This window comes from Bacillus sp. 2D03 (assembly GCF_003946765.1).
Classification (GTDB): domain Bacteria; phylum Bacillota; class Bacilli; order Bacillales; family Bacillaceae_G; genus Bacillus_A; species Bacillus_A cereus.
The window spans coordinates 25511-46605 of record NZ_RPSJ01000008.1 but is presented as its reverse complement, the minus strand read 5'-3'; the positions used below and the strand labels follow the sequence as shown (position 1 = coordinate 46605).

Here is a 21095-nt window from a genome sequence, read left to right as displayed (position 1 = left end):
TCAGATTGAAGAAACTTTATTTAAAGGCTATTGACAAAAATAATTGGGAAGAAGCAATTAGGCTGTCAGTTAAAGAAGAACAACAAACATTTATTGCATCCAACCTTTATTCTATCGCAGAAGTTCAATTTCTAGATAATTTCTATGCAAAAGGGATTTATTTTGATGAGAAAATGATAGGATTTACTACGTTTGGGATAGATCCTGATGATAATAATTATTGGATTTATAGACTTATGATTGATGAAAAATTTCAAGGGAAAGGTATAGGTAAACAAGCTATATATCTGGTAATTGATGAGATAAGAAGAAATAATAATGCAAACATTTCTATAATAATGATTGGATATGCTCCTGAAAACCTTACAGCTAAATTTGTATATAAAAAAGCAGGATTTATTGAAACGGAATTATCATCTTGGGGTGAACAGTTAGCTAAGTATTCCTTGTAAGCACTTGAATCTTTTAGACTTATTAAAGAAAAGAGTCTGATAGTATAGTAATGCAGATAGGAAATAATTAAACTTTTTTCAAACACGAATTTTTTCTATTCTTAATGGTTCTAATATACAAATAAAAAGTAGGAGGAGCCTATCGTGATAGACTCCTCCTAAAATACAACTCCCGTATACATATCGGAAATGAATTTATTTTACTAATAATGAATATTCACCGTTTTTATCATCGAATTTATATACATTTAAATAATATTTCCCTGGTTTCGCTACGACTTTTCCCTTTATAGTATTTCCTTCATCTTCACCACAAGCTACATAATTTTGCATGTCTGATTCATGATAAAGTACCCATGTCATCCCAATATTTTGTTCATTTACCACAGAAATCTGTTTCAATAAATGATTGATGTAGATGGAAAGGAATACATGAATGAACTATAAAGTAATTTATGTATATTAATTAATAATTACTTATTAATATTTATTTTCAGAAAAGAGGAACTTATTTTGTGGATCTTTACATAAAGTAATACTATAAAAAATAAGTTCCAAATAACACTAGGAATCCATGGTGGAATCCATTTTATACTGTTTTTATATGAAAAATTCTCTTCAAAACGCAAATAAAAAAGGGCAATTTCAGCCCTTTTTTATTTATAAATCCTCTATATCATATTCAGTATATCCCTCATAATAATAACTAATATCAATGCCTTTCATGAATACTTCACGACTATTAATTTTATCTACTAGTGCATTTTTGAGTAAATGCTTAATTTCAATATCTTTAATCGGGCTGCGTTCCATTGCCAGTAAATAATCTTCTTTATCAATCCTATTCCAGTCAACCACCTGTTGAATTTCATTCTTAAAGATTAAATCTAACCATATTCTAGTCGCTCTACCGTTTCCTTCTCTAAAAGGATGAGCAATGTTCATTTCAACATACTTTTCAACGATTTCATCAAAGGTTGTTTGTGGCATAGTATTTATATGTTCTAGTGAATGGCTTAGATACATAACAGGAGCAAATCGAAAGTTCCCCTTCGCTATGTTAACCTTTCGAATCTTCCCAGCAAAGAAATAAATATCTTCAAATAGATAATTATGAATGTCAGAAAGACCCTTAAATGTGCCAACTTCTATGTGGTTTATTTCTCCTGAATCATATAAATCTTTGGCTTTCATTTTTGATAGTCGTTCTTCCACTCGATTCAATTCCAACTGATTTTTGATACCTAATTTATTTTCTAGCACGGTCATTCTCCTCTTTTCCTGCCATTAATCCTTTTAGCATATCCAAATCTTCTTGTGTGGCTAAATTCTTGATGAAACTTCTAGCCATAGTTTTATAATTGAGATATTTCGTTTGTTCTGGATTACGTTTTTTATAGTTTTTTGTGGCTTCATTTTGCGCCTTGCTATATGCCATTCTCTCCCTCACTTTCAAGTATATAAGCATATTATATATGACTTAGTAATATATTCAAGCGAAAGAAAAGCTAGTGCCGAAGCCCTAGTCTAACACTATACCAAATATATAATTTTAAATTTTATCATTTCACAATATTTATCTTTTTAGAATAATCTCTCATATGTAATCAAGATTTTTCACTCTCTGTAAAAAGTGATTTATGTTCTACTGGAGAAGAAAGCACTATTAAGGTTGTAGGCTTTCCATACTCTAAGCACAAATTAATATAGTCTTCAAGTGTATGTACTGATTCTGTCACTACCTTTGTTAGATAACTGTATAAACCGGCAATACGATGGCATTCGACTACATCTGGATGTTCCATTGCAAATTTTTTATATTTGTTGCAATCTCTTGGTTCCATTAAAACAAACGCGGTAATATGTTTTTTTAATTCTTTCGGATTAACAATCGTACGATAACTTATAATGATACCCTGTTCCTCTAGTCTTCTGACTCGCTCTGTAACAGAGGGGGAACTCAAACCTACCAGCTTTCCTATTTCAACCATACTTAAACGTGCATTTTTCTGAAGATGTGAAAGAATTTTTAAATCTGTTTGATCCATTAATGTATCTCCCCTTGATTAATTAAGAATACAATTAATAATTCTTAAATTTTTCAAGAAAATTATAATTAATACATAAATTATAGCATGTTATCTTTTTTTAAAACTTTATATAATTGATATCAATTAACGAAAGAGAGGCTGAGTATCTTGACACAACAATCATTGAAACGTTCAATTACTTGGGTACAAGGGACTGCATTAACCATAGGGGCTGTGTTGGGTTGTGGAATTCTTATATTGCCCTCAATTACTGCAAATAGCGCTGGACCAGCTTCGCTTTTATCTTGGGTTATCATGTCTATATTAGCTTTTCCCATTGTCGCAACTCTGGCGCATCTTGCTAAAATGATTCCTAGTGCAGGAGGAATTACAGCTTATGTTCAAATGGCATTTAATGCAAATACGAGTGCAATCCTAGGATGGATTATGTTAGGATCTATTCCTATTGGATTACCTATTATCGCTTTAACAGGTGCCCATTATATTGGTTATGTTTTTCCAATAAGTAATGCAGGAGTTATAGGCATCGCGGCAGTAATTTTGATTACTTCTTTACTCTTACATATTAAAGGAATTGAGTTATCATCAAAAATAAGTGTGTTTGTCATTTGTATAATTTCACTTCTAATAATTGTGGCTGTTGTCGTTTCTATCCCCTATGTAAAATTAAGTTCTTTTACACCTTTTGTACCAAACGGATGGTCTTCTGTTGGAGCTTCTTCTGTAATTATCTTTTTCTCATTTGTAGGATGGGAGATGATAACCCCATTAGCTGAAGAGTTTAAAAGACCTGCTAAAGATATTTCCATTAGTCTATTTTTAGGGGCAATTTGCATCTCAATTATGTACATTGCAATATCTTTTGTAACAATAGGGACTCACTCATATGGTGATAAGAACCAGATAGCTTCCCTTAGCATTCTAATATCAAAAGGATTAGGATCAATAGGTACATATATAACCACTATTTTAGCAATTTTCATTTCGTTTAGTGCTGTACATGCTAACATTGCAGGTTTTTCAAGAATGATTTACGCCCAAGCTAGAGAAGGACATTTCCCTTCCTTCTTTGCTAAATTACATTCTAAATTCCAAACTCCAACTAGGGTTTTACTAGTTTTAGGCGGAATTTTTAGTTGTATTTTAATTTTTTATGGTATAGCACGACCAAATTTAGAGATGCTTCTAAAAGGCCCTAGTGTAATTTTTATTACCTCGTATATTTTTACAATGTTAGCTGCTCTTAAGTTATTAAAAGTTCAAGATATAGGTTGGTGGATGGCCTTCCTATCTTTAGTTATATGTATTTTTGTATACTCATTTAGTGGTTGGGCGATTTTCTATCCAGTAATCTTATCATTCATAGGTGGGATCTATATACTTATGAATAAAAGGTCCAGCACAGTAATCAATCATCAATTAGATACACCTAATGAAAAATAGTTTCATAATCTCTATAAACTAATTCTACAAATTATATAATGTTATTAACACTATCAGATTGGAATAGATATAAATTCTGCTAACTTATAATTAACTCAAATTAATTTTATGAAATATGAATAATTATGTGTATTCAAGAAAAAACCAGGATAACTTTTTAAAATCATCCTGGCTTTTTCTGTATAAAATGAATTTCGTTATTTTATTTATTTCCCCAATTATATATTTCTTCAAAACGAATAAACAAACATATACATTATTTAATTATGTAAAAAATATATAACTAAATACCCATATAAACTATATAAAGTTTAAATCAGCATATCAGCGAAAGTAGATCCAACGTTGTTTTTACGCTTCATATGCTTTTCTAAATATATTTTAGTCGTTTGAATATTTTCATGGCCAAGTGTTTGCATTAAATGATATAAATCTGCATTACCTTGTTCTACTGCCATAATTGCGAAAGCATGACGGAATGTATGCGCCGTTACTGGATTTTCACGATACAGTAGAAACTCTAAGTTTGTCTTTTTTATCATATCTGTTACTTGATTCGATAGTGTTTTAGAGTTATAAGTATTTCCTCTTTGATTTATAAATAACGGACTCTCATCCCCTTTTTCCAATACCGTTTGGCATCCCCTTCTCCGCCTCATTTCACAAATACACTGGTATAAGTGTTCCGAAATGAAAAGTTCACGCACTTTATCTCCTTTTCCAGTGACTTTTAACCAGTACTTTCCGTCATAATGTAAATCTTTCACTCTCGCGGTGCACAATTCTTGAATTCTTGCACCAGTACTTGCCAGAGCAAGTAAAATTGTATAGTTTACTAAATGTCCTCTTTCTTTATAAAACCCTAAAATTTTCATAACCTCATCATAGGATAAGTCCCGATTTGGCCGATCCTGCTCATTTACATTTGCCCGCTGCAATTCTTCATGAAGAGGCTTTTCAATATAAGAAAATACATGAAGATGTTTTAGAAAAGAACGAATGAGTACTGTTTTCTTTGCAAGTGTTGCGACTGCATATGTGTCACCATTCCTACCGTTCTCTACCCGTTTCAGCCAAGAATTGTATTTACGAATATTCCAAGGTTGCAATGTTTTCAATAAAGAGTCATTTTTCTGTACCTCTTCCCCATTCAATTCAAATTCTTCTGCATGCTGCACCATGCACTGACAAAATGACAAGATTTCAGAAACATAACTCTTTTTCGTATCCTCTTTTCTATTCTTCTTCTCATCCATATCTTTTTGTAAATGTACGAAATGATAAATAACTTCCAGATCACTTAAATACGTATATTTACTCTTTCCCTCTTTTTCTGCAACCTCCATTTTCTCTTCCAATTTATCCACATAACTATCGTTATACAGAAATGGAAATACATCCCTTAAATTCTCTACATATGTATCTATATATTCACTTTGTTTATTTATAATAGATAAATTTTCTTTTTCATTTTTATTATCCATATTTCAAATTCACCTCTCCTATTGAAGATTATAATAATAATTCTCTTTATTACCTATAATTATTATTTTATTTTACTTCTATTAATTATACAAATGATAATTCATTTTCTTTCTGTAAGAACGCTACATTCTTCTCTATTTACTTATAATTATATTTTTTTATAATTTATTATTAAATAGATATCTTTTAACAATTAAATAATTAAAATCCATAGTGATTTTATAATAAAAACAACTATAATAATTCATTAACATATAGATTGAATGAAAAATATTTCTAAACGATAACAATGCATACTATATTTAATAAAATCTATTTCTTATTTTAAATATAAATCAGATTCTGATATGATATATACATACCTAAAATATTAACAAACGATAGTTATGGAGGTGTCCTTTTATGACACAAGATTTATTGTTCATTACAAAACCTACTGTAACGACCAAAGAGGCAGCTGACTTATTAGGAGTAACGGTACAAACAATTTTAAAAAAAGAAAAAGATGGATTAATAGAATGTGTATATAAAGATAACTGGAAGCAATTCGGTAGTAAGATTTTCTATTTAGAGGATATTGAACGTTTACAAAATGAAAATAAGGTTAAAGGCCTTAGCACAAAAGAAGTAGCTGAAATTCTTAATGTTGCACCATCTACTATCTTTACATACATCAAATCTGGAAAATTACCCGCCACAATGGTAGAAAAAAGAGGAAAACAAGTATATCTTATCGATGAGGAAGAACTAGAGATTTTTATGCTTGATTATGAAAAAACCAAAACAAAAGAGCGAAAAACATTCATTACGAAAATTCAAAATGAAGATATATACTTATATCAATTATTAACACATCAACATAACGGAAAAACAGCTAGGGTAATAGAGATCAATGGAGCAGACGGTAAGATTCTTACAGAAGACGAGGATATTTTCCCTCTATCCACTTATAAACAACATGATTACACCTTTAAACCATTCATTAAAAAAGCGGTAATTACAAAACGAGGGTATTTATCTTTTTCCTTTAAAAAACCTCAATTATTTAATTCCATTACTTATAATCTAATAAACTTATTTTATAAGGAGCTAGGTATCACAAATATGAGATTGAGTATTTCAGCAGATACTATCAAATTAGAAATTAAACCTTTCGTATTACAAGTAGATCCATTGCAGTTTCAAGAAGAGATTAAGTACTTACATTCTCATATGAAATCTGGCACGATTCTTCCACATGTAGAAGGTATTTACTTTAAAAGTAATGTAGAGCCATTAACTTTTCATGCAGATCATGAATTTAAGCAAAAAGTAGTTCAAATGGCAGCGGAAGCTGGTATGAGACAGGAAGAATTCTTATTGCAAGCTGTAAAATCTTATATAACAAATTTAAAAAAACACTAAATCTACTACTTATTAAAAGAAGCGTAGAAATAAGATCTTTCTACGCTTTTAAAATATTAGTCACTCGCAATGAATACAACAAAGGGAAAATATCATAAAATTAAAATGTACATTTCCTATTTTTGTGAATTAAAGGGATCCATATCCAAAAATGTATAATTTATTTGTATATAATTATATAAAAGCGATTAATTCTTTATAGATTACTCTAAATAGTCACTTAACTTAAACTGGCTATGAATTATAAACCTAAAAATCAAATAAGCTACCGCTATAATAGGAATAGAATTTCAGTATCCAAGAGTTCGTTATATCAGAATTTAACGAACTCTTGGATGATGGTCAGTTCATCTCCCCTTCTATTATTGTACTGTACAAAGACATGAAACTCTAAACTATTTAGACAAGAAAATCTAAACTTTTGTTTTTAGAACTTGATTGGGACAAGAAAGTCTCTAAACTAAAGCTTTTTTAGATTTACATGCTAAACCAAAAAAAATTTCATTTTGCGGATTAAAAGTACTATACGTATAAACGTTTTAAAACTTGTTTCATTTCTGAATTAATATTAATAATTGAACTAATCTCTTTTGCTGATTGTTCGAGACATTTTAATTTATACTTAAAAAACTACACCCTATATAGGGTGTAGTTTTTTATCGAGGTTATTACTTCTTATTTAATTTCTTTAATATATTTTCTGGAATCTCTTCTTTTTTAATAACTAAAATATCATGCATTCTTGTATCACTTCCCCTTTTCGCAGCTTTAATATATGTGCCAATAGGGAATTTGTTATCTGACCCAAAACCTAAGTCTATTTTATTTAAACTCTCATCATATCCAATTAAATCATATGAATAATGAATTACATCTTTAGGGGCCTTAGTGTCTCTTTTAGCTTCTTCTTTCACTACACCATATACATCTATCGCACTTGCAAACGGACTATAACGATTCCATTGCTCGCAGCCAGCCAATCCAATACTAAATAGCATAGATAACATTATTATAAAAAATCTATTTCTCATTCTTATTCAATCCCACTGTAATTTATAGTTCTATAAAAATAGCGTACAGACGTACATATATGGATTGTTCTCCTAAGATTGCTTCTTAGTTTGTATATCCCTTACAGGCATCAATCCACTTTAAATATTTTGAGTATCGTTCTAGTTCTTCTATTGTTAATTCAATAGCACTATTTCCACTTCCACAAGCAGGAAAAACAGTTATAAATCTTTGTAGTGATACATCCAAATACACTTCTACATCTTTATTTACAGCAAACGGGCAAACACCACCTATTGCATGTCCAATTAACTCTTCCACTTTGTTTGCATCGACCATCTTAGCTTTAACACCAAACTGTTCCTTGTATTTACGATTATCAATTTTAGCATCACCTGCAGTTACTATTACTAAAACACGATCTTCTATTTGAAAAGATAAAGTCTTTGCGATTCTTTGAGGTTCACATTGTAACGCTTTTGCTGCTAATTCAATTGTTGCACTAGATTCCGTTACCTCTATAATTCTATCTTCCATACCATATTGTTTAAAATAGGAAATAACTTTTTCTAATGACATTTTACGGACCTTCCTTTCCCTTTTGGGGTATCATGTTAATGTGAGCTTTATAAATATATTAAGATTTATTTATATATCCTCTAAATAAATGTTTTACATATCTGTTTGGATATAAATCATTAATCATTGCATACGGACTATTTTCATATTTATGTTTCAATACGCCACGTAAACGATACTTTGCAATTAATGCGTTATTCCAATTCTGTTTGATTTCTTCTTCGTTCCAATTTAAAATGTTTGTTACTAAATATCTTGTTACTCTTTAGCCATTTCATTATTTTCATCTAATTTCCAAGTGTTTGGCGGGAATCTATTTCTTTTTCCATCTAATATCTCCTGATAAATTTCCTCTATAGTAATTGCTTTAATCTGCATTTCACAAGTTGCATTCCTTTCCTGGAGTTTGAATGAAGAAAATTCTGACTTTATGATGTGAGTTAATATACTATTACTTTGCTCTTCTAGTGAAAAATTTCAATAAAGCTTTACATGAAAATACAGGTTGGTATCTATAAAATGATTCATATTGCCACTGATCATTATTGGAAAGTTTAAGATCTTTACATTTGGTTTGATTATCATTGAAATCGTTCTTTTTATTCATATATTCTTCTCCATGTAATGCAAGTATTATAATTGAAAGTTAAATTTTAATACTTGCTGAATATGTCTAACACTAGCATGTGATTTTAGTATTAATTATTATTTTTAAGGGGAAATTTCATTTATAATTAGCTTATTGGCCCTGAATTTCGAAGATAGAATCAATTTCCACTGTGATATTCATGGGTAGCTGATTCACTCCAATTGCCGTTCGGGCATGTTGACCTTCCACTCCAAAGATATCATGTAATAATTTTGAAGCAGCATTAATAACAATATGTTGTTGATTGAATTCAATTTCACAATTCACAAAGGCTTGTAGTTTCACTACATTTACAATACGGTCTAAATCACCAATATACTCTTTGACTGCTGCCAGTGTATTAATAATACAAATTCTTGCTGCTTCTTGTGCTTCTTCTAAGGTTCTTTCTCCACCGACTTTTCCTGTATAAGCGGGTGTACCATCTATAAATGGAGCTTGTCCTGAAACAAAAAGGGAATTCCCTAATTGTTTGACAGGTACATATAATGCTTTAGCAGGCGAAGTATTAGTTAATATAATACCTAGTTCTTCCATTCTTTGTTCTATTTTCATGTTCTAGCCTCCTTTTTATTAAATTTGAATCTCACCAATGGCATATACAATTGCTGTTCCCGCAATCTTTACTCTGTCTCCCTCATGTTTACAATATAATGTTCCGCCTCGGTCAGACAGCTGCCTTGCTACCATTTCATCTTTACCAAGACGTTGTGCCCAAAATGGGATGAAACTACAATGCGCTGAACCGCAAACTGGATCTTCATTTACATTTAGTTTTGGAAAAAAAACTCTGGAAACAAAATCATATTTAGCACTTCTGGCAGTAACTGATACGGCTAATCCTTCTGTTAGCTCCTTCATTTTCGCAAAATCAGGAGTTAGATTTTGAACATCCTCTTCATTTTCTAATATGAAGATCAAATCTCTACCTAAGTAGCTTTCAATAGGGTTTATTCCAATGGCTTTAACCATCTCATCTGTTAATGTAATCTTTTCAGGCATTCTGCTTGGGAAATCCATCTCATAAAGATTACCGTTCTTGGATACAACAAGTTTTCCGCTCTTTGTTAGAAATATAATTTCCTCAATACCTTTTTCATAATAATTTGCAATAACGTATGCTGCTGCTAAAGTTGCATGGCCACATAGATCAATTTCTCCTCCAGGAGTAAACCATCTTAGTTGATAGCACTCCCCTTCTTTTACAGTATAAGCTGTTTCAGACAGATTATTTTCTATCGCAATTTTTTGCATCATCTCATCTGAAATCCAATCTTCCATGATACAAATTGCTGCAGGGTTTCCTTCAAATATGTTTTCTGCAAATGCGTCTACTACATAATATTTCATTACATATACCTCCATAGTGTCCCATTGTGTATTAAGATCAAATGATTATGATGTTTTTATCTCAACATCGGAACACCTTTAGGTGCCTCAGCATGTTCCGAAAGTACGTTCCTTATTTCTTGAGATAATGGAATTGATTTTTGTGATTGAAAATTAAAATGAACTAAAATAACTTTTCCTCTTGCAATCCAATTTTGATTTTCATCTTGTATAACATGTTCAACTTGAAAACTTGCATTACCAATTTTGCTAATCCATGTAGAAACAACTAATTTTTGACCATAAACCACCTCACGAATAAAGTCACATTGAGTTGAAGCAACAATTAAATTCCAAGATTCTATTTTTAGACTCGGGTTAAAAATTTTAAAGAGGTCATTTCTTGCTTCTTCAAAATACGTAAAATAATTTGAGTTGTTTACATGTCCTAAAGAATCACATTCACTAAAACGTACAATAGTATCGTGTTTAAACATAATATCTCCCCTTTTAAGCGTGATAATATTGCAATCTCTGACTACCTAAAAAATTATTTGATCAAAATTAAATATTTGCATGAATCTTAAAAATCACGTATATTGCCTCTATACTATAAGTCTCGTTTAATTCACATTACTTAATGGGTTATAAATATAAATCGCTTTTGTGCGAGATAATTAAATTATCATCACATATGGGTATCATTTTAAGTAAAGACGTTTAACCTAATACTTATTAATAGAGCTATTACCTCCTTTCGCATTTTAAATTTTATTTTAAAAATCCCTTGAACTACTTGTATGTTATATCGAAACCCTATATAACACGCAACCGCCTTCTATAACACTGAAAGGAGATTTAATATGCATTTTGAAATTCAACGCAATAGTGAAATTTCACTTTCCAGCCAAATATATCTATCTATTGTGGATCATATACGTTCTGGTTTTCTACAAGAAGGAACACAATTACCTTCTATACGCACACTTACAAAACAATTGAAGGTGAGTCTAGTAACAGTAGCAAAAGCATATAAGAAACTCGAGGAAGATGGCTTCGTTACTTCTATTCAAGGGAAAGGGTCTTTTGTTAATCCCGAAAGAAAAGAAGTTGTTAATCGACAACCAAAAGTTTCACCTTATAATTGGCAGCTCTCAATTCAGGATTACTTACCTAGATCTCAATTTTCTCGTTTTCATCAAGTTCCAGAAATGATTCAATTATCATCTTCAATGATTGATCCCAGGTTATTTCCTAACCGCTTTTTAGAACAAGAAGTTCAAAAAATATTTGTTCATAATCCAAGGATCTTATCCCAGTATGCAGAAGTTCAAGGAGATCTTGAACTAAGACATGCAATGGCTGCATATTTAAAAAGAACTGATATTACTACGGATCCAGATAATATATTAGTTACAAATGGCTCTCAGCAAGGAATCGGTCTAATTGCTCGAACATTTATCGGGCCTGATGATGTGGTTATTATGGAGGCTCCTACTTATCCAGGAGCAATCGATGTTTTTCGTGGGAGAGGTGCTACAGTCCTTACCGTTCCAATTGATAAAGATGGCATGAGGATAGATATTCTTCAGAGTTTATGCGATAAATATAAACCAAAGGTTATATATACAGTCCCTACTTTTCATAATCCAACAGGTGTTATCACAACTGCCAAAAGGCGTAGACAGATTCTTGATATAGCCCAAAGTAGCAATAGCATAATTATAGAAGATGATCCATGGAATGAAATTTACTATAGTAAAAAACCACCGATTCCTATAAAAAGCTTAGATGATTCCGGGCATGTTATTTATTTAAAAGGTTTAAGTAAAACATTTGCACCTGGTTGCAGAATTGGGGTTTTAGTTGCTTCTGGTTCCATATTTAATCGATTGTTAGCAGCAAAAGCTAACGCAGATTTGGGTAGTCCTTTACTCACTCAGAAGATGATTTTACCGTTTATTAAATCAGAGAAATCAATGGAGCATATAAAAAAGTTACGAACTGCTTTGAAATTACGAAGAGATCTAGTTTTAGATTTATTATCAAAGTATGCTCCTTCTGAAGTTTCATGGTACACTCCTGAAGGAGGATTAAATCTTTGGATTAGTCTTCCTGAGTGGGTAGATACAAATTCTATTCTTTTAGAAGCACAAAAGAAAAAAGTGACATTTTTGCCTGGTTCAGCTTGTTATCCTGTAGAATTAGAAAATCATCATATGAGATTAAGTTTTTCTTATATGAGTGAACAAGAATTAAAAGAGGGTGTTAAAGTTTTATGTCATATATTCCATTCGGTTATTTCATCGAAGACAACTCATGACAATTCACCATTCTTTTAATTACAGTATGGTGCCAAATGATTAGTAGTTCAAAAAATCTATTCAATCTTATAAATATAACAATAGGACTGCCTCATTTAAAAACATATAACCTTATCAAAAAATAACTTGTAGCTAGACTACAAGTTATTTTTTGATAGTAATAAGATTAAGGGTTAGATGTTAAATAATTTAAACTGAAAAATCAAGATTTTATACATATGTTGGTTGGTATAACTAATAGAAAAGTTTAGCGATAATTAAATAGACAGTGTTGTATTAAGACAAAATCCATTTAGATACTTGTATGTTACATTGGAACCATATATAACACTCCCCCCCATTTATAACACTGAAAGGAAATTCAAAATGTATATAATGATGCTACTCATAAGACCCATACATTACGGATAATTACATCTATAAATTCAGATTTTTAAATTTCGAACTCTCTCTTTTTATTTACTTTTCCTCCGTATATTACAGAATTTTTATGATATTAAAATCCAGGTGTTATAATCAAATATTGACTGTTATATATACATACCTATTATCATATTCCTTGTAACTGGAGGATTGTTCATTAATCTGTATATAGCACTTTCATCAGACCGAACTGTTCGGTCTGAAATAATTATAGGATGTGTATAAAATATGAAATTTCAAGTTGTTTTATTTGATGGGTTTGATTTAATGGATGCACTTGCTCCTTATGATGTCTTTCACGTTGCAGCAGCTCTTTCTCCAGAAGAAGTAATAGTGGAGTTAGTAACTGTCGAAGGGAAAAGATTAGTTAAAAGTGGAGTAAATGGCGTAAGAATCGAAGCCACAGGCATACTCGATCCAACCGCTGAAGGTGTAATTTTAATTCCAGGTAGTGCTGGCGAATCCTACGATGATGGACCAAATTCAGTTGTAAATAGGTTAAAAAAGCTTCTGAGACAGAGTTGAAAACTATACTACACCAAGCAGCACACAACCCTAATATTACTTTAAATACAGTATGCGTAGGTGCTAACCTTTTAGGCATGTTTGGACTACTAAATGGTCGATATGCTAGTACACATTTTATGGGGATGGGTGCTTTACCTAAAATGGGAGCTACACCAGTGCATGCTCGTATCGTAGATGATGGAGATTTAGTATCTAATAGTAGTTAGCCACACGAAACAATCTGAATTTATTCTGAAATCTCGATACAATGTAGCAGCTGCAGCTTGTAGCATCACTTTGCCCACCGTCAGCAGTAAACAACATTTCGTATCGATCACCCAAAACAACATGTTGGATGTTTTTATCCATATCAAACATGCTGTAGATAACACCTTGAGGCATTACTCGTTTACCATACCAATCTCGTTCCAATAGATACGGATTCTTAGGGAAAACCTCATGTATTTCCTGCTTACGTTGTTCTGATAATATCGGATTATCATTAGGAGTCCAATGAGTCCAACGTGTGTTTTGAACGTCGAATACTTCCGATATAACAGGATGGTTAGGAGCAGGAGGGTTTAGTCTGCTAAATGATAACGGTCCTGAGCAGCGAATGTACGACGGAAGCACTCTTGGATCATACCCATGTTTAATAAGTTGATTTCACAAAAGACTACACTACCGAGTGACATACCCGTTATAGCGCCGACACTGTTACTTTTGCCGCCGTCTTTATAAAAAAGTCTCTTTATGCCTCGCGGCGTGTGTATCTCTAAATGAGATCCGAGCTCGTTATGTTTTATAACCGCTAAATCTCCGAATATATGAGCTAATCCAGTTCCGTCTCCATCAATAAAAAGTCGTTGCGCCTGTTCTTGATTGTACGCAACGACTAAATGGTTTTCATCTCTTGAATTAGTTAAATAACGAGCATATCTGAAGTGCCCGGCAGTTGTCTTACCGGAACGTGGCGTTATGTGCCTTCATTAACTTCTAGCGTGTAATTGAAAGGGGCTCTAATTACTTGTAATTGTTTATCACTGAAGTTGATTTTAGGCATAGCACCACCTCCTTTTATACTAATTCGACTTTATAACCTTTTATCGAATTGTAATATCTCTTGCTAACTTGTTCAAATCTCCATTATGAAGTGTAAGACTCATTACTTCTCCTCCTTATCTTTCCTTAACAACAAACAAAACGCCACCCAGATCACGGCAGCGCCTACGATAATTGATATACACATGTTTGTTCTATCTACATAGTAAAATAAAACACCCATAATTGACATATCATAAGATTAGTAACCATATTTTCTGTTCGTTAATTATTATGTTTATAGGCCTAGATTGTGCACATCTATATTCAGTGAGCGCATACCCTATTACATGAATACTACTTTAGGAGTGATTATATTATGAATCCTTTACCGATGAGGATTGTTGTAGCTCCAGCTTCATCTTGGCAACATTTACCTCAATATCCTTCATATGGTCAATATGGTATGCAACCTGGGCACATTCCCTTTACTCCTACAATTCCGCCTTCTCCCGTAATATACCAGTATCATTATCCTTTCCCGACATTGTATTTCCAAGAGTTTCACGGTACATTTAACATCTAATCTAAATAGAAAAATATCCGTTATCTAATTTGTTGAATTCACGTTATACCTAAAACAGTATTTAAATACGTTTAATGTGTAATTTCTATATAACAAAGAAAAAAGCACCCGTTATGGATGCTTTTTTAGATAGCTTTGTATAAGTCGATAATGGACTTTGAATATTTTGATACCCAATGCTTATTAGAATCTTTTGTACTGCTTAAGAAGAACTCTTTCCCATTATCAAACTTTACTTTTAATTGATGTTCATTATATTCATACAGTTTCTTAGTTAGAGACTTAGACAATACTTTTCGGTAGATAACATCGTCATTGACGACATACATATTTCTTATGTATTAATAATTTAGACCCGTATATTCGCAAGTTTGCCAGTCCGTTATTTTGGACATTCTCACCATAGATATTTTGTAGCATCCCGACCTATCCATTACCATATGATTTCTCACTTAGGTTTTGTTCAGCCGACTTCACCTAGCTTCATACAATTTGCGACTACTATCACGCTTTGCATGTAGGAGTATCAGATAAGTAGTTTCAGCTCAACTTGACGGCTTTAATTCCTACTTTCAGTCAATCAGTTATTGTTATCAAATTGATAACCCTCCTATTTCGTGTTTACACACTTATAAGGAAACGTGTCGCGCAAAGGATTATTTTGTTCAAATTTTTGATAGATGTTAATATTTTCTATAAAGGGGGTCTACTAATGAAAAATTCCTGGAAGAAAGTTTCTTTAATTGCTTTCATAGTAATTGTCCTTTTAATAATTTTATATTTTGGCGGTATATCACTTTTTTGGAACCAGCCCTGAATAAAACTCAATATTCCGTCAATACTGTAGACACATGGTTATCTTTCTCCTTGTTCCCCCTTGGAGTACCGAGCAGTTGGCCATTGCTAGCTGCTCTTTGTTTTTCTTCCTGTCTCTTTAAAAACACTTTCGCTTTCGTAATTGCCTCTGCCCTTGTTTGACCTTCAGCTATACCTTTTAATCCAGTGTCGTCCTTAATGCACAACATCTTCTTCTTGCCATTATCCATAACAACTTCAACATGCGAATAATAAGCACTGTGTAATGTATCGTCTTCAAGAAGAAAACTCATAAATTCCGCACCGACTTTACCTGTAAACTCTTTAACCTTCCTCATATCCATTCCTCCTTGAATAAATCCCTAAACCTTGTCCATACTATAAATGCACTTGAGTTCTGAACTTCCTTCTTAATGCTTTTCTGGAGAGCAGTTAGCTCTTGCTAGCTGCTCTTTATTTGTACAAGGTACTCAATTAACTGACGCACATATAATATCCTGAGTTCCTTTCTTTATAAAATAGTCGTTATAAAATGAGGCTCGTCACGAGAGCGCTTTACTAAGTGCTCTTTTTATATTCCAACTTAATACAAAATGAAATTTTTGTTTAGTTTTCTTTCATGCATATTATTTTGATATTTGTTTATAATATAGTTGTAACTTTTTGTTACAACATATATCTGTATCTAGTTGTACTTCTAAAATTGTACGACAAAGCAGTTAGTTACTTCAGCTAGCTGCTTTGTTGCGTTCAATGAATTTTTCATTAGATTATTCCTGCATAACATTTTCAAATCTGTTTATACTATAACTGTAACTTGTGGTTACAATTTGCGTATTCATGTGGAATAGTATTTACAGCAGGCAGTTAGCTACTTCAGCTAGCTGCTTTGTTGTGCCAAATAGCGTTTTTGTTTAAAATAATGCCCCATTTATTTGGATATATTTACCGGTTTTTTTACCAAAAAATTCATGATATTGTTAATTAGTCGAGTACGTCATTCCTTGACAATTACCCTTAGAAGCCCCGTGAATAAACGGGGTTTCTTTTTTTAACATTCGAGTCTCAATATATATCTGTAAAAATAATCAGTTAAATGTTAAAATTCCATAGATACTCTTTAGGGAGTTTTCATGTAATTAAACAAGAGTTTAAAAATTCTCGAATCTTAGCCCCCTGGAGCGCTCTCAATTTGCGCTCTTTAATTTTAAAATCTTTTCACATTTAAACTGGACAAGCATATATTATTGTATCTCCTCTTTTCTTTCATAGAATGTTACATTTGTTGAGAGAACATTCCCCTTCGGATGTTGTCTTTTTTTATGCATCCAAATAAGAAGTTTGTTTAACAATTTAATAAAATTCAATATTCCGCCAATAGTAATCACAATAAAATCTGTTTCTTACCCAGGTTGTAATTCACAACAGAGAGCAGTTCAATGCATGTTGCTCTTTTTCATTTTATTTTTTTCATTTCTGCATAACATTTTCTACCCTGTTCATACTATTTTTGTAACTTAAATTTACAAACTATTTCTGTAAGCGCAGCGTTTCTTTTGTACAACAAGCAGTTAGTTTTGTTAACTAGCTGCTTTGTTGTGTAAAAGAAAGATTTTGTTTTAAAACTGAACCTATCTAAAAAACATACATATAATATCTTGGGTATCCTTTTTCAATATTAGTTTTAGTCAGAGAGCACTATCAAAAGTGCTCTTTTAATGTATTGCAATGTATCACGTTTTCCATACAATAAACATAGAATGCAATGGGCACGCAAGACATAGTTTCTATATAAAAACTGCACATATACTAGAAACATACATACATACATACATACATACAATACTCATGATCATTTCAGAATTAGCCATTGAGCACCTTTTACGGTGCTCTTTATTTGTTACTAAATAAGAAGTTTGTTTAAAATTCATTAACCTTATTGATTCCTTTGCATACATTACAATCACAAGGAATTCTACAGGTTTCCCTAGGCCAGTTACCTTGTATTCCTTGCACACCTTAAGGGAAGAATCCGTTTATAACAAACGGGTTCTTTTATTTTGGGTTATAAAATAACTATTTTGTCCAGTTTTCTAAAATCTCTAAATTCACATATATATTACCTTTTACATGATTCAGATTTACTAAGCTCCACAGCAATTCAGCATGATCCACTCCATTACAAATCCACCAAGCACCTTCCTTCTGCTTAACTACTCCTGTAAATCCATGTTTTTCTGATATACGATCATAAAACTCTTGATATACAATGGCCCCTTCGAATATTTCCGTGTCGTACGCATCTTTTTGTCCTGTATATTGGAGTAGTTCTGCATCTTCAAACTTCCTTCCCCAATACAAATTTGTTTTTTGATCTTTAATATGAACTACACCAGAATCAAAATTTATATTTAATACGTCACACATGATTTGTTTTCGTTTATCCCACGCTTGTATGTTGAAATCCATTTGAAACATTACTTTTGGGAATACAATTACTATTATAATCGCAATTTATTTTCTACAAACTGATTGGGTTGCAACCCAAACTGCGGCTTTATTCCGCACTCCTTAACAAATTGTTAAGGAACTTTTTTATTTGTCCTTTAATTGCAAAAAATAAAGTTTTCATTCTGGGGGTATCTTAAATGGAAATTTTGTTTTTTTTTACTTTTATCGTTTTGGAGGCGTTTATTTTTCTTAAGTTGATGGGTATGGGTCCCGCCATCATTTTAACGAAAATATACACTAAGTAAATTTCGACATAAAAAAGCCGATTATTCCCACGTTAAGGAACTATCGACTTTAATTTATTTAAATTATAAGTTTCTGTACATTCATGAGTAAGTAGATGGTTCCCAATTATTAAGATTGATAGTAAGGCAATAAATACAGAAGTAAGATCCTTGCCACTAAACCAACTCAAAAATCCCATATCTTCATCACGGTTGTTCCCTGCTTATTCATAATTAAACTTTTTATTAATAATCCAATAATTCGTTACGAAGAGTGTGAATAAAATCAAAAAAACAGTTAGTAGCATATTGCTTATTGCGCTTGAATTTACTAATCCCGTAACTAGCGTTTCCATTGCATGTTTACTCATACTGGCTGGATTAATCTGATTCATTATTGGACTCAAACCGACGATTAATCTACAACCTAAAAGGAAAACAATTGAAATTAACGTAATAATACCTTGACTGTAAAAAATAGCACTTATCATTGTTGTGAAAGATACGATAAAAAGAACCCAAATTAGATAAAATATTAATCCAGTAATCATGTGTAAAAATGGAACAGCAGTAAAAAAATAATTTACATATAGATAAGAGGTAAAGTATCCAATTGTTACACTAAAAGCTACCATTAAATAATTAGATACTATTTTCCCACCTATATATGAAGTAACAGTAACGGGCCTTGTTAAAATAAAGGCCAACATACCGTTTGCTTTATCTGTTTGAATGACACCCATCATAGAAATTACCAGAATCATAATTCCAAGCTGATCAAACTGAGATCCCAAAGTACTCGCTAGTACTTCGCCTCCTTTTTGTGCTGCCATACTCGAATCAATGGTAATACCCTGACCGCCACCTAATGCTTCTAGAATTGATGGCAAGTAATGAGTTACTACTGGCTGTATTGCCCCTAAAAATATAAAAACAACTGGTAGCCAAATCACCTTAAAATCACGTGACATTTGAACACATTCTTTTTTTATCAATACCATTAAGTTATTCATTTTTGCACCACCAATTTCAAGAAAATTTCTTCTAAAGTATCGTTGCTCACTTCAAACTTAATGATGTCCACTTTATGTTCCAGTGCATTTTGTAGCAATAAATTTTTGTTTACTTCGATACTTTCAACCTTCACTTTAACTTTAAGCCCAATCACTTCTACGTCCTTCACATACGGTAATTTTTTAACAACGTCAATCCATTTTTGATCTTTAGCTGTGATTTCAATAATTAATTTATTTTCACTATTACGTTGTAAAAGCTCAGTAATCGTTGTATCTTCTATTTTTGTTCCATCTTTTATAATGACAAATCGTTCACAGATTTCTTCTGCATCGCTTAATATATGGGTTGATAATAAAATGGTTGTATCTTTTTTTATTTCTTCAATCAGATTCAATACTTCCCGTCGGCCGATTGGATCTAATGCGGATACCGGTTCATCCATGACAATTAGCGAAGGTTTATGCAATAATGCTTGTGCAATACCAAGTCGTTGTTTCATTCCACCAGAAAATGTACCAACCTTTGAGTTTTCTTCGCCCCTTAGTCCAACTTTCTGCAAAATTTTTGGAATTGACTTTGACAATTCCTCTTTTTTCAATCCCGAAAGTTGCCCCATAAACGTAAGGGTTTCTCTCGCTGTCATCCAATGAAAAAAATTAGGGTATTGCGGTAGGTAACCAATTTCTCTTTTCATTTTTGATATTTTTATCCCATTCAACAAAACTTCACCAGCATTCGGATTAATAATATCCGAAATCACTTTTATTAATGTGGATTTACCTGCTCCATTCGGCCCAATTAATCCGACGCATTCCCCCGATTGCAGTTCCATCGAGAAATTATTGACAGCAATTTTCCCTTTAAATGATTTTGTTACATTTCTAATTTCTAATTTCATAATTTCTCACTGTCCTTTCTCCCTATAACAAAGTACAGAATAGGTCCCAATACATTAACAAAAAGAATAATTAGCGTCCATACAAGTACATTTTTTCTTGTTTTCCTATGTCGGTATAAATCAATTAGTGCAATGAAAACTAATAGTGCCCCCACTGCAATAATCGGCAATACAATGGGGAGAAAAGCCATAATATCAATGTCTTTAAGGTCATTCAATCCATAATGTAGTTGCATTTTCACCATTCCTTCCCAAATTCATTATCATTATTAATAATGATAAAACAAGAGCTGATACATTGCAATCATTATTCTCATTATTTATAATGAGAATAAAATAAACAAT

20 protein-coding genes and 4 pseudogenes are annotated in these 21095 nt (G+C 32.0%); 7 read left to right on the top strand and 17 right to left on the bottom strand.

What is annotated here, in order from left to right; all coding sequences use genetic code 11:
• Positions 1-5: 5 nt before the first annotated feature.
• Complete coding sequence (locus tag EBQ15_RS18575) at positions 6-452, top strand: GNAT family N-acetyltransferase (RefSeq protein WP_000737862.1); 447 nt, start codon at positions 6-8, stop codon at positions 450-452.
• A gap of 195 nt (positions 453-647) precedes the next feature.
• Here EBQ15_RS18575 and EBQ15_RS18570 read toward each other — a convergent pair.
• The 4 genes and pseudogenes from EBQ15_RS18570 to EBQ15_RS18555 form a co-directional block, all read right to left on the bottom strand.
• A pseudogene (locus EBQ15_RS18570) lies at positions 648-845 on the bottom strand (pre-peptidase C-terminal domain-containing protein); the annotation flags it as partial.
• Between the two features lie 267 nt (positions 846-1112).
• The gene (gene fic / locus EBQ15_RS18565; protein WP_033667260.1) at positions 1113-1721 is read right to left on the bottom strand and encodes a protein adenylyltransferase Fic; all 609 of its coding nucleotides are present in this window, start codon (positions 1719-1721) and stop codon (positions 1113-1115) included.
• Positions 1702-1890 carry a hypothetical protein gene (locus tag EBQ15_RS18560; protein WP_000331759.1) on the bottom strand — a complete coding sequence of 63 codons (189 nt, stop codon included), beginning with the start codon at positions 1888-1890 and terminating at the stop codon, positions 1702-1704. Before EBQ15_RS18560 ends, fic begins: the two co-directional genes overlap by 20 nt.
• A gap of 169 nt (positions 1891-2059) precedes the next feature.
• Positions 2060-2500, bottom strand: a complete 441-nt coding sequence (locus tag EBQ15_RS18555) for an Lrp/AsnC family transcriptional regulator (protein ID WP_000372882.1) — start codon at positions 2498-2500, stop codon at positions 2060-2062.
• 150 nt (positions 2501-2650) lie between these two features.
• Here EBQ15_RS18555 and EBQ15_RS18550 point away from each other — a divergent pair, with 150 nt between their 5' ends.
• Positions 2651-3946 carry an APC family permease gene (locus EBQ15_RS18550; protein WP_000193984.1) on the top strand — a complete coding sequence of 432 codons (1296 nt, stop codon included), beginning with the start codon at positions 2651-2653 and terminating at the stop codon, positions 3944-3946.
• Between the two features lie 311 nt (positions 3947-4257).
• Here the strand turns inward: EBQ15_RS18550 and EBQ15_RS18545 are convergent, their stop codons facing one another.
• On the bottom strand, positions 4258-5430 hold the full coding sequence (locus EBQ15_RS18545) for a tyrosine-type recombinase/integrase (protein WP_000369037.1): 1173 nt from the start codon (positions 5428-5430) through the stop codon (positions 4258-4260).
• Positions 5431-5833: 403 nt separating this feature from the next.
• On the opposite strand from EBQ15_RS18545, the gene EBQ15_RS18540 reads away from it, so the two are divergent.
• The gene (locus EBQ15_RS18540) at positions 5834-6835 is read left to right on the top strand and encodes a helix-turn-helix domain-containing protein (protein ID WP_000189828.1); all 1002 of its coding nucleotides are present in this window, start codon (positions 5834-5836) and stop codon (positions 6833-6835) included.
• Positions 6836-7503: 668 nt separating this feature from the next.
• Here the strand turns inward: EBQ15_RS18540 and EBQ15_RS18535 are convergent.
• From EBQ15_RS18535 to EBQ15_RS18510, 6 genes and pseudogenes are all read right to left on the bottom strand, one after another.
• Positions 7504-7866: a YxeA family protein gene (locus tag EBQ15_RS18535; RefSeq protein WP_033683025.1), complete on the bottom strand. Its 363-nt coding sequence runs from the start codon at positions 7864-7866 to the stop codon at positions 7504-7506.
• A gap of 85 nt (positions 7867-7951) precedes the next feature.
• Positions 7952-8425, bottom strand: coding sequence for a YbaK/EbsC family protein (locus tag EBQ15_RS18530; protein ID WP_000051119.1), 474 nt, complete (start codon positions 8423-8425; stop codon positions 7952-7954).
• A gap of 79 nt (positions 8426-8504) precedes the next feature.
• A pseudogene (locus EBQ15_RS18525) lies at positions 8505-8803 on the bottom strand (DUF4046 domain-containing protein); the annotation flags it as partial.
• A gap of 361 nt (positions 8804-9164) precedes the next feature.
• Positions 9165-9629, bottom strand: coding sequence for a RidA family protein (locus EBQ15_RS18520; protein ID WP_000687853.1), 465 nt, complete (start codon positions 9627-9629; stop codon positions 9165-9167).
• A gap of 18 nt (positions 9630-9647) precedes the next feature.
• Positions 9648-10424 (bottom strand): PhzF family phenazine biosynthesis protein, encoded by a 777-nt coding sequence (locus EBQ15_RS18515; protein WP_000878689.1) that lies wholly within the window; start codon positions 10422-10424, stop codon positions 9648-9650.
• 56 nt (positions 10425-10480) lie between these two features.
• A complete protein-coding gene (locus EBQ15_RS18510; RefSeq protein ID WP_000472448.1) occupies positions 10481-10900 on the bottom strand; it encodes an acyl-CoA thioesterase in 420 nt (139 codons plus the stop codon).
• A 366-nt stretch (positions 10901-11266) separates the two neighbouring features.
• On the opposite strand from EBQ15_RS18510, the gene pdxR reads away from it, so the two are divergent.
• The 3 genes from pdxR to EBQ15_RS31640 all read left to right on the top strand — a co-directional run bounded on the left by pdxR (position 11267) and on the right by EBQ15_RS31640 (position 13884).
• Positions 11267-12745, top strand: coding sequence for a MocR-like pyridoxine biosynthesis transcription factor PdxR (gene pdxR / locus EBQ15_RS18505; protein ID WP_000545352.1), 1479 nt, complete (start codon positions 11267-11269; stop codon positions 12743-12745).
• A 633-nt stretch (positions 12746-13378) separates the two neighbouring features.
• Positions 13379-13675, top strand: coding sequence for a type 1 glutamine amidotransferase family protein (locus tag EBQ15_RS31645; RefSeq protein WP_002000240.1), 297 nt, complete (start codon positions 13379-13381; stop codon positions 13673-13675).
• A complete protein-coding gene (locus EBQ15_RS31640; protein WP_232292411.1) occupies positions 13672-13884 on the top strand; it encodes a type 1 glutamine amidotransferase family protein in 213 nt (70 codons plus the stop codon). The genes EBQ15_RS31645 and EBQ15_RS31640 overlap by 4 nt, the downstream gene beginning before the upstream one ends.
• On the opposite strand, the pseudogene EBQ15_RS32075 reads toward EBQ15_RS31640, so the two are convergent.
• Positions 13874-14720, bottom strand: a pseudogene (locus tag EBQ15_RS32075) (PBSX family phage terminase large subunit); the annotation flags it as partial. The gene EBQ15_RS31640 and the pseudogene EBQ15_RS32075 sit on opposite strands and share 11 nt — an antisense overlap.
• 357 nt (positions 14721-15077) lie before the next feature.
• Between EBQ15_RS32075 and EBQ15_RS18490 the strand changes: the two are divergent.
• The gene (locus tag EBQ15_RS18490) at positions 15078-15284 is read left to right on the top strand and encodes a hypothetical protein (RefSeq protein WP_001068931.1); all 207 of its coding nucleotides are present in this window, start codon (positions 15078-15080) and stop codon (positions 15282-15284) included.
• Positions 15285-16186: 902 nt separating this feature from the next.
• Here the strand turns inward: EBQ15_RS18490 and EBQ15_RS18480 are convergent.
• The 5 genes and pseudogenes from EBQ15_RS18480 to EBQ15_RS18460 form a co-directional block, all read right to left on the bottom strand.
• Positions 16187-16444 (bottom strand): annotated as a pseudogene (locus EBQ15_RS18480) (hypothetical protein); the annotation flags it as partial.
• Between the two features lie 1732 nt (positions 16445-18176).
• Positions 18177-18569, bottom strand: a complete 393-nt coding sequence (locus EBQ15_RS18475; RefSeq protein WP_000347053.1) for a YopX family protein — start codon at positions 18567-18569, stop codon at positions 18177-18179.
• A 490-nt stretch (positions 18570-19059) separates the two neighbouring features.
• Complete coding sequence (locus EBQ15_RS18470; protein ID WP_001061467.1) at positions 19060-19848, bottom strand: ABC transporter permease; 789 nt, start codon at positions 19846-19848, stop codon at positions 19060-19062.
• Complete coding sequence (locus EBQ15_RS18465) at positions 19845-20750, bottom strand: ABC transporter ATP-binding protein (protein WP_000764126.1); 906 nt, start codon at positions 20748-20750, stop codon at positions 19845-19847. The genes EBQ15_RS18470 and EBQ15_RS18465 overlap by 4 nt, the downstream gene beginning before the upstream one ends.
• Positions 20747-20986 (bottom strand): PLD nuclease N-terminal domain-containing protein, encoded by a 240-nt coding sequence (locus tag EBQ15_RS18460; RefSeq protein WP_001175966.1) that lies wholly within the window; start codon positions 20984-20986, stop codon positions 20747-20749. The genes EBQ15_RS18465 and EBQ15_RS18460 overlap by 4 nt, the downstream gene beginning before the upstream one ends.
• Between the last annotated feature and the right edge of the window lie 109 nt (positions 20987-21095).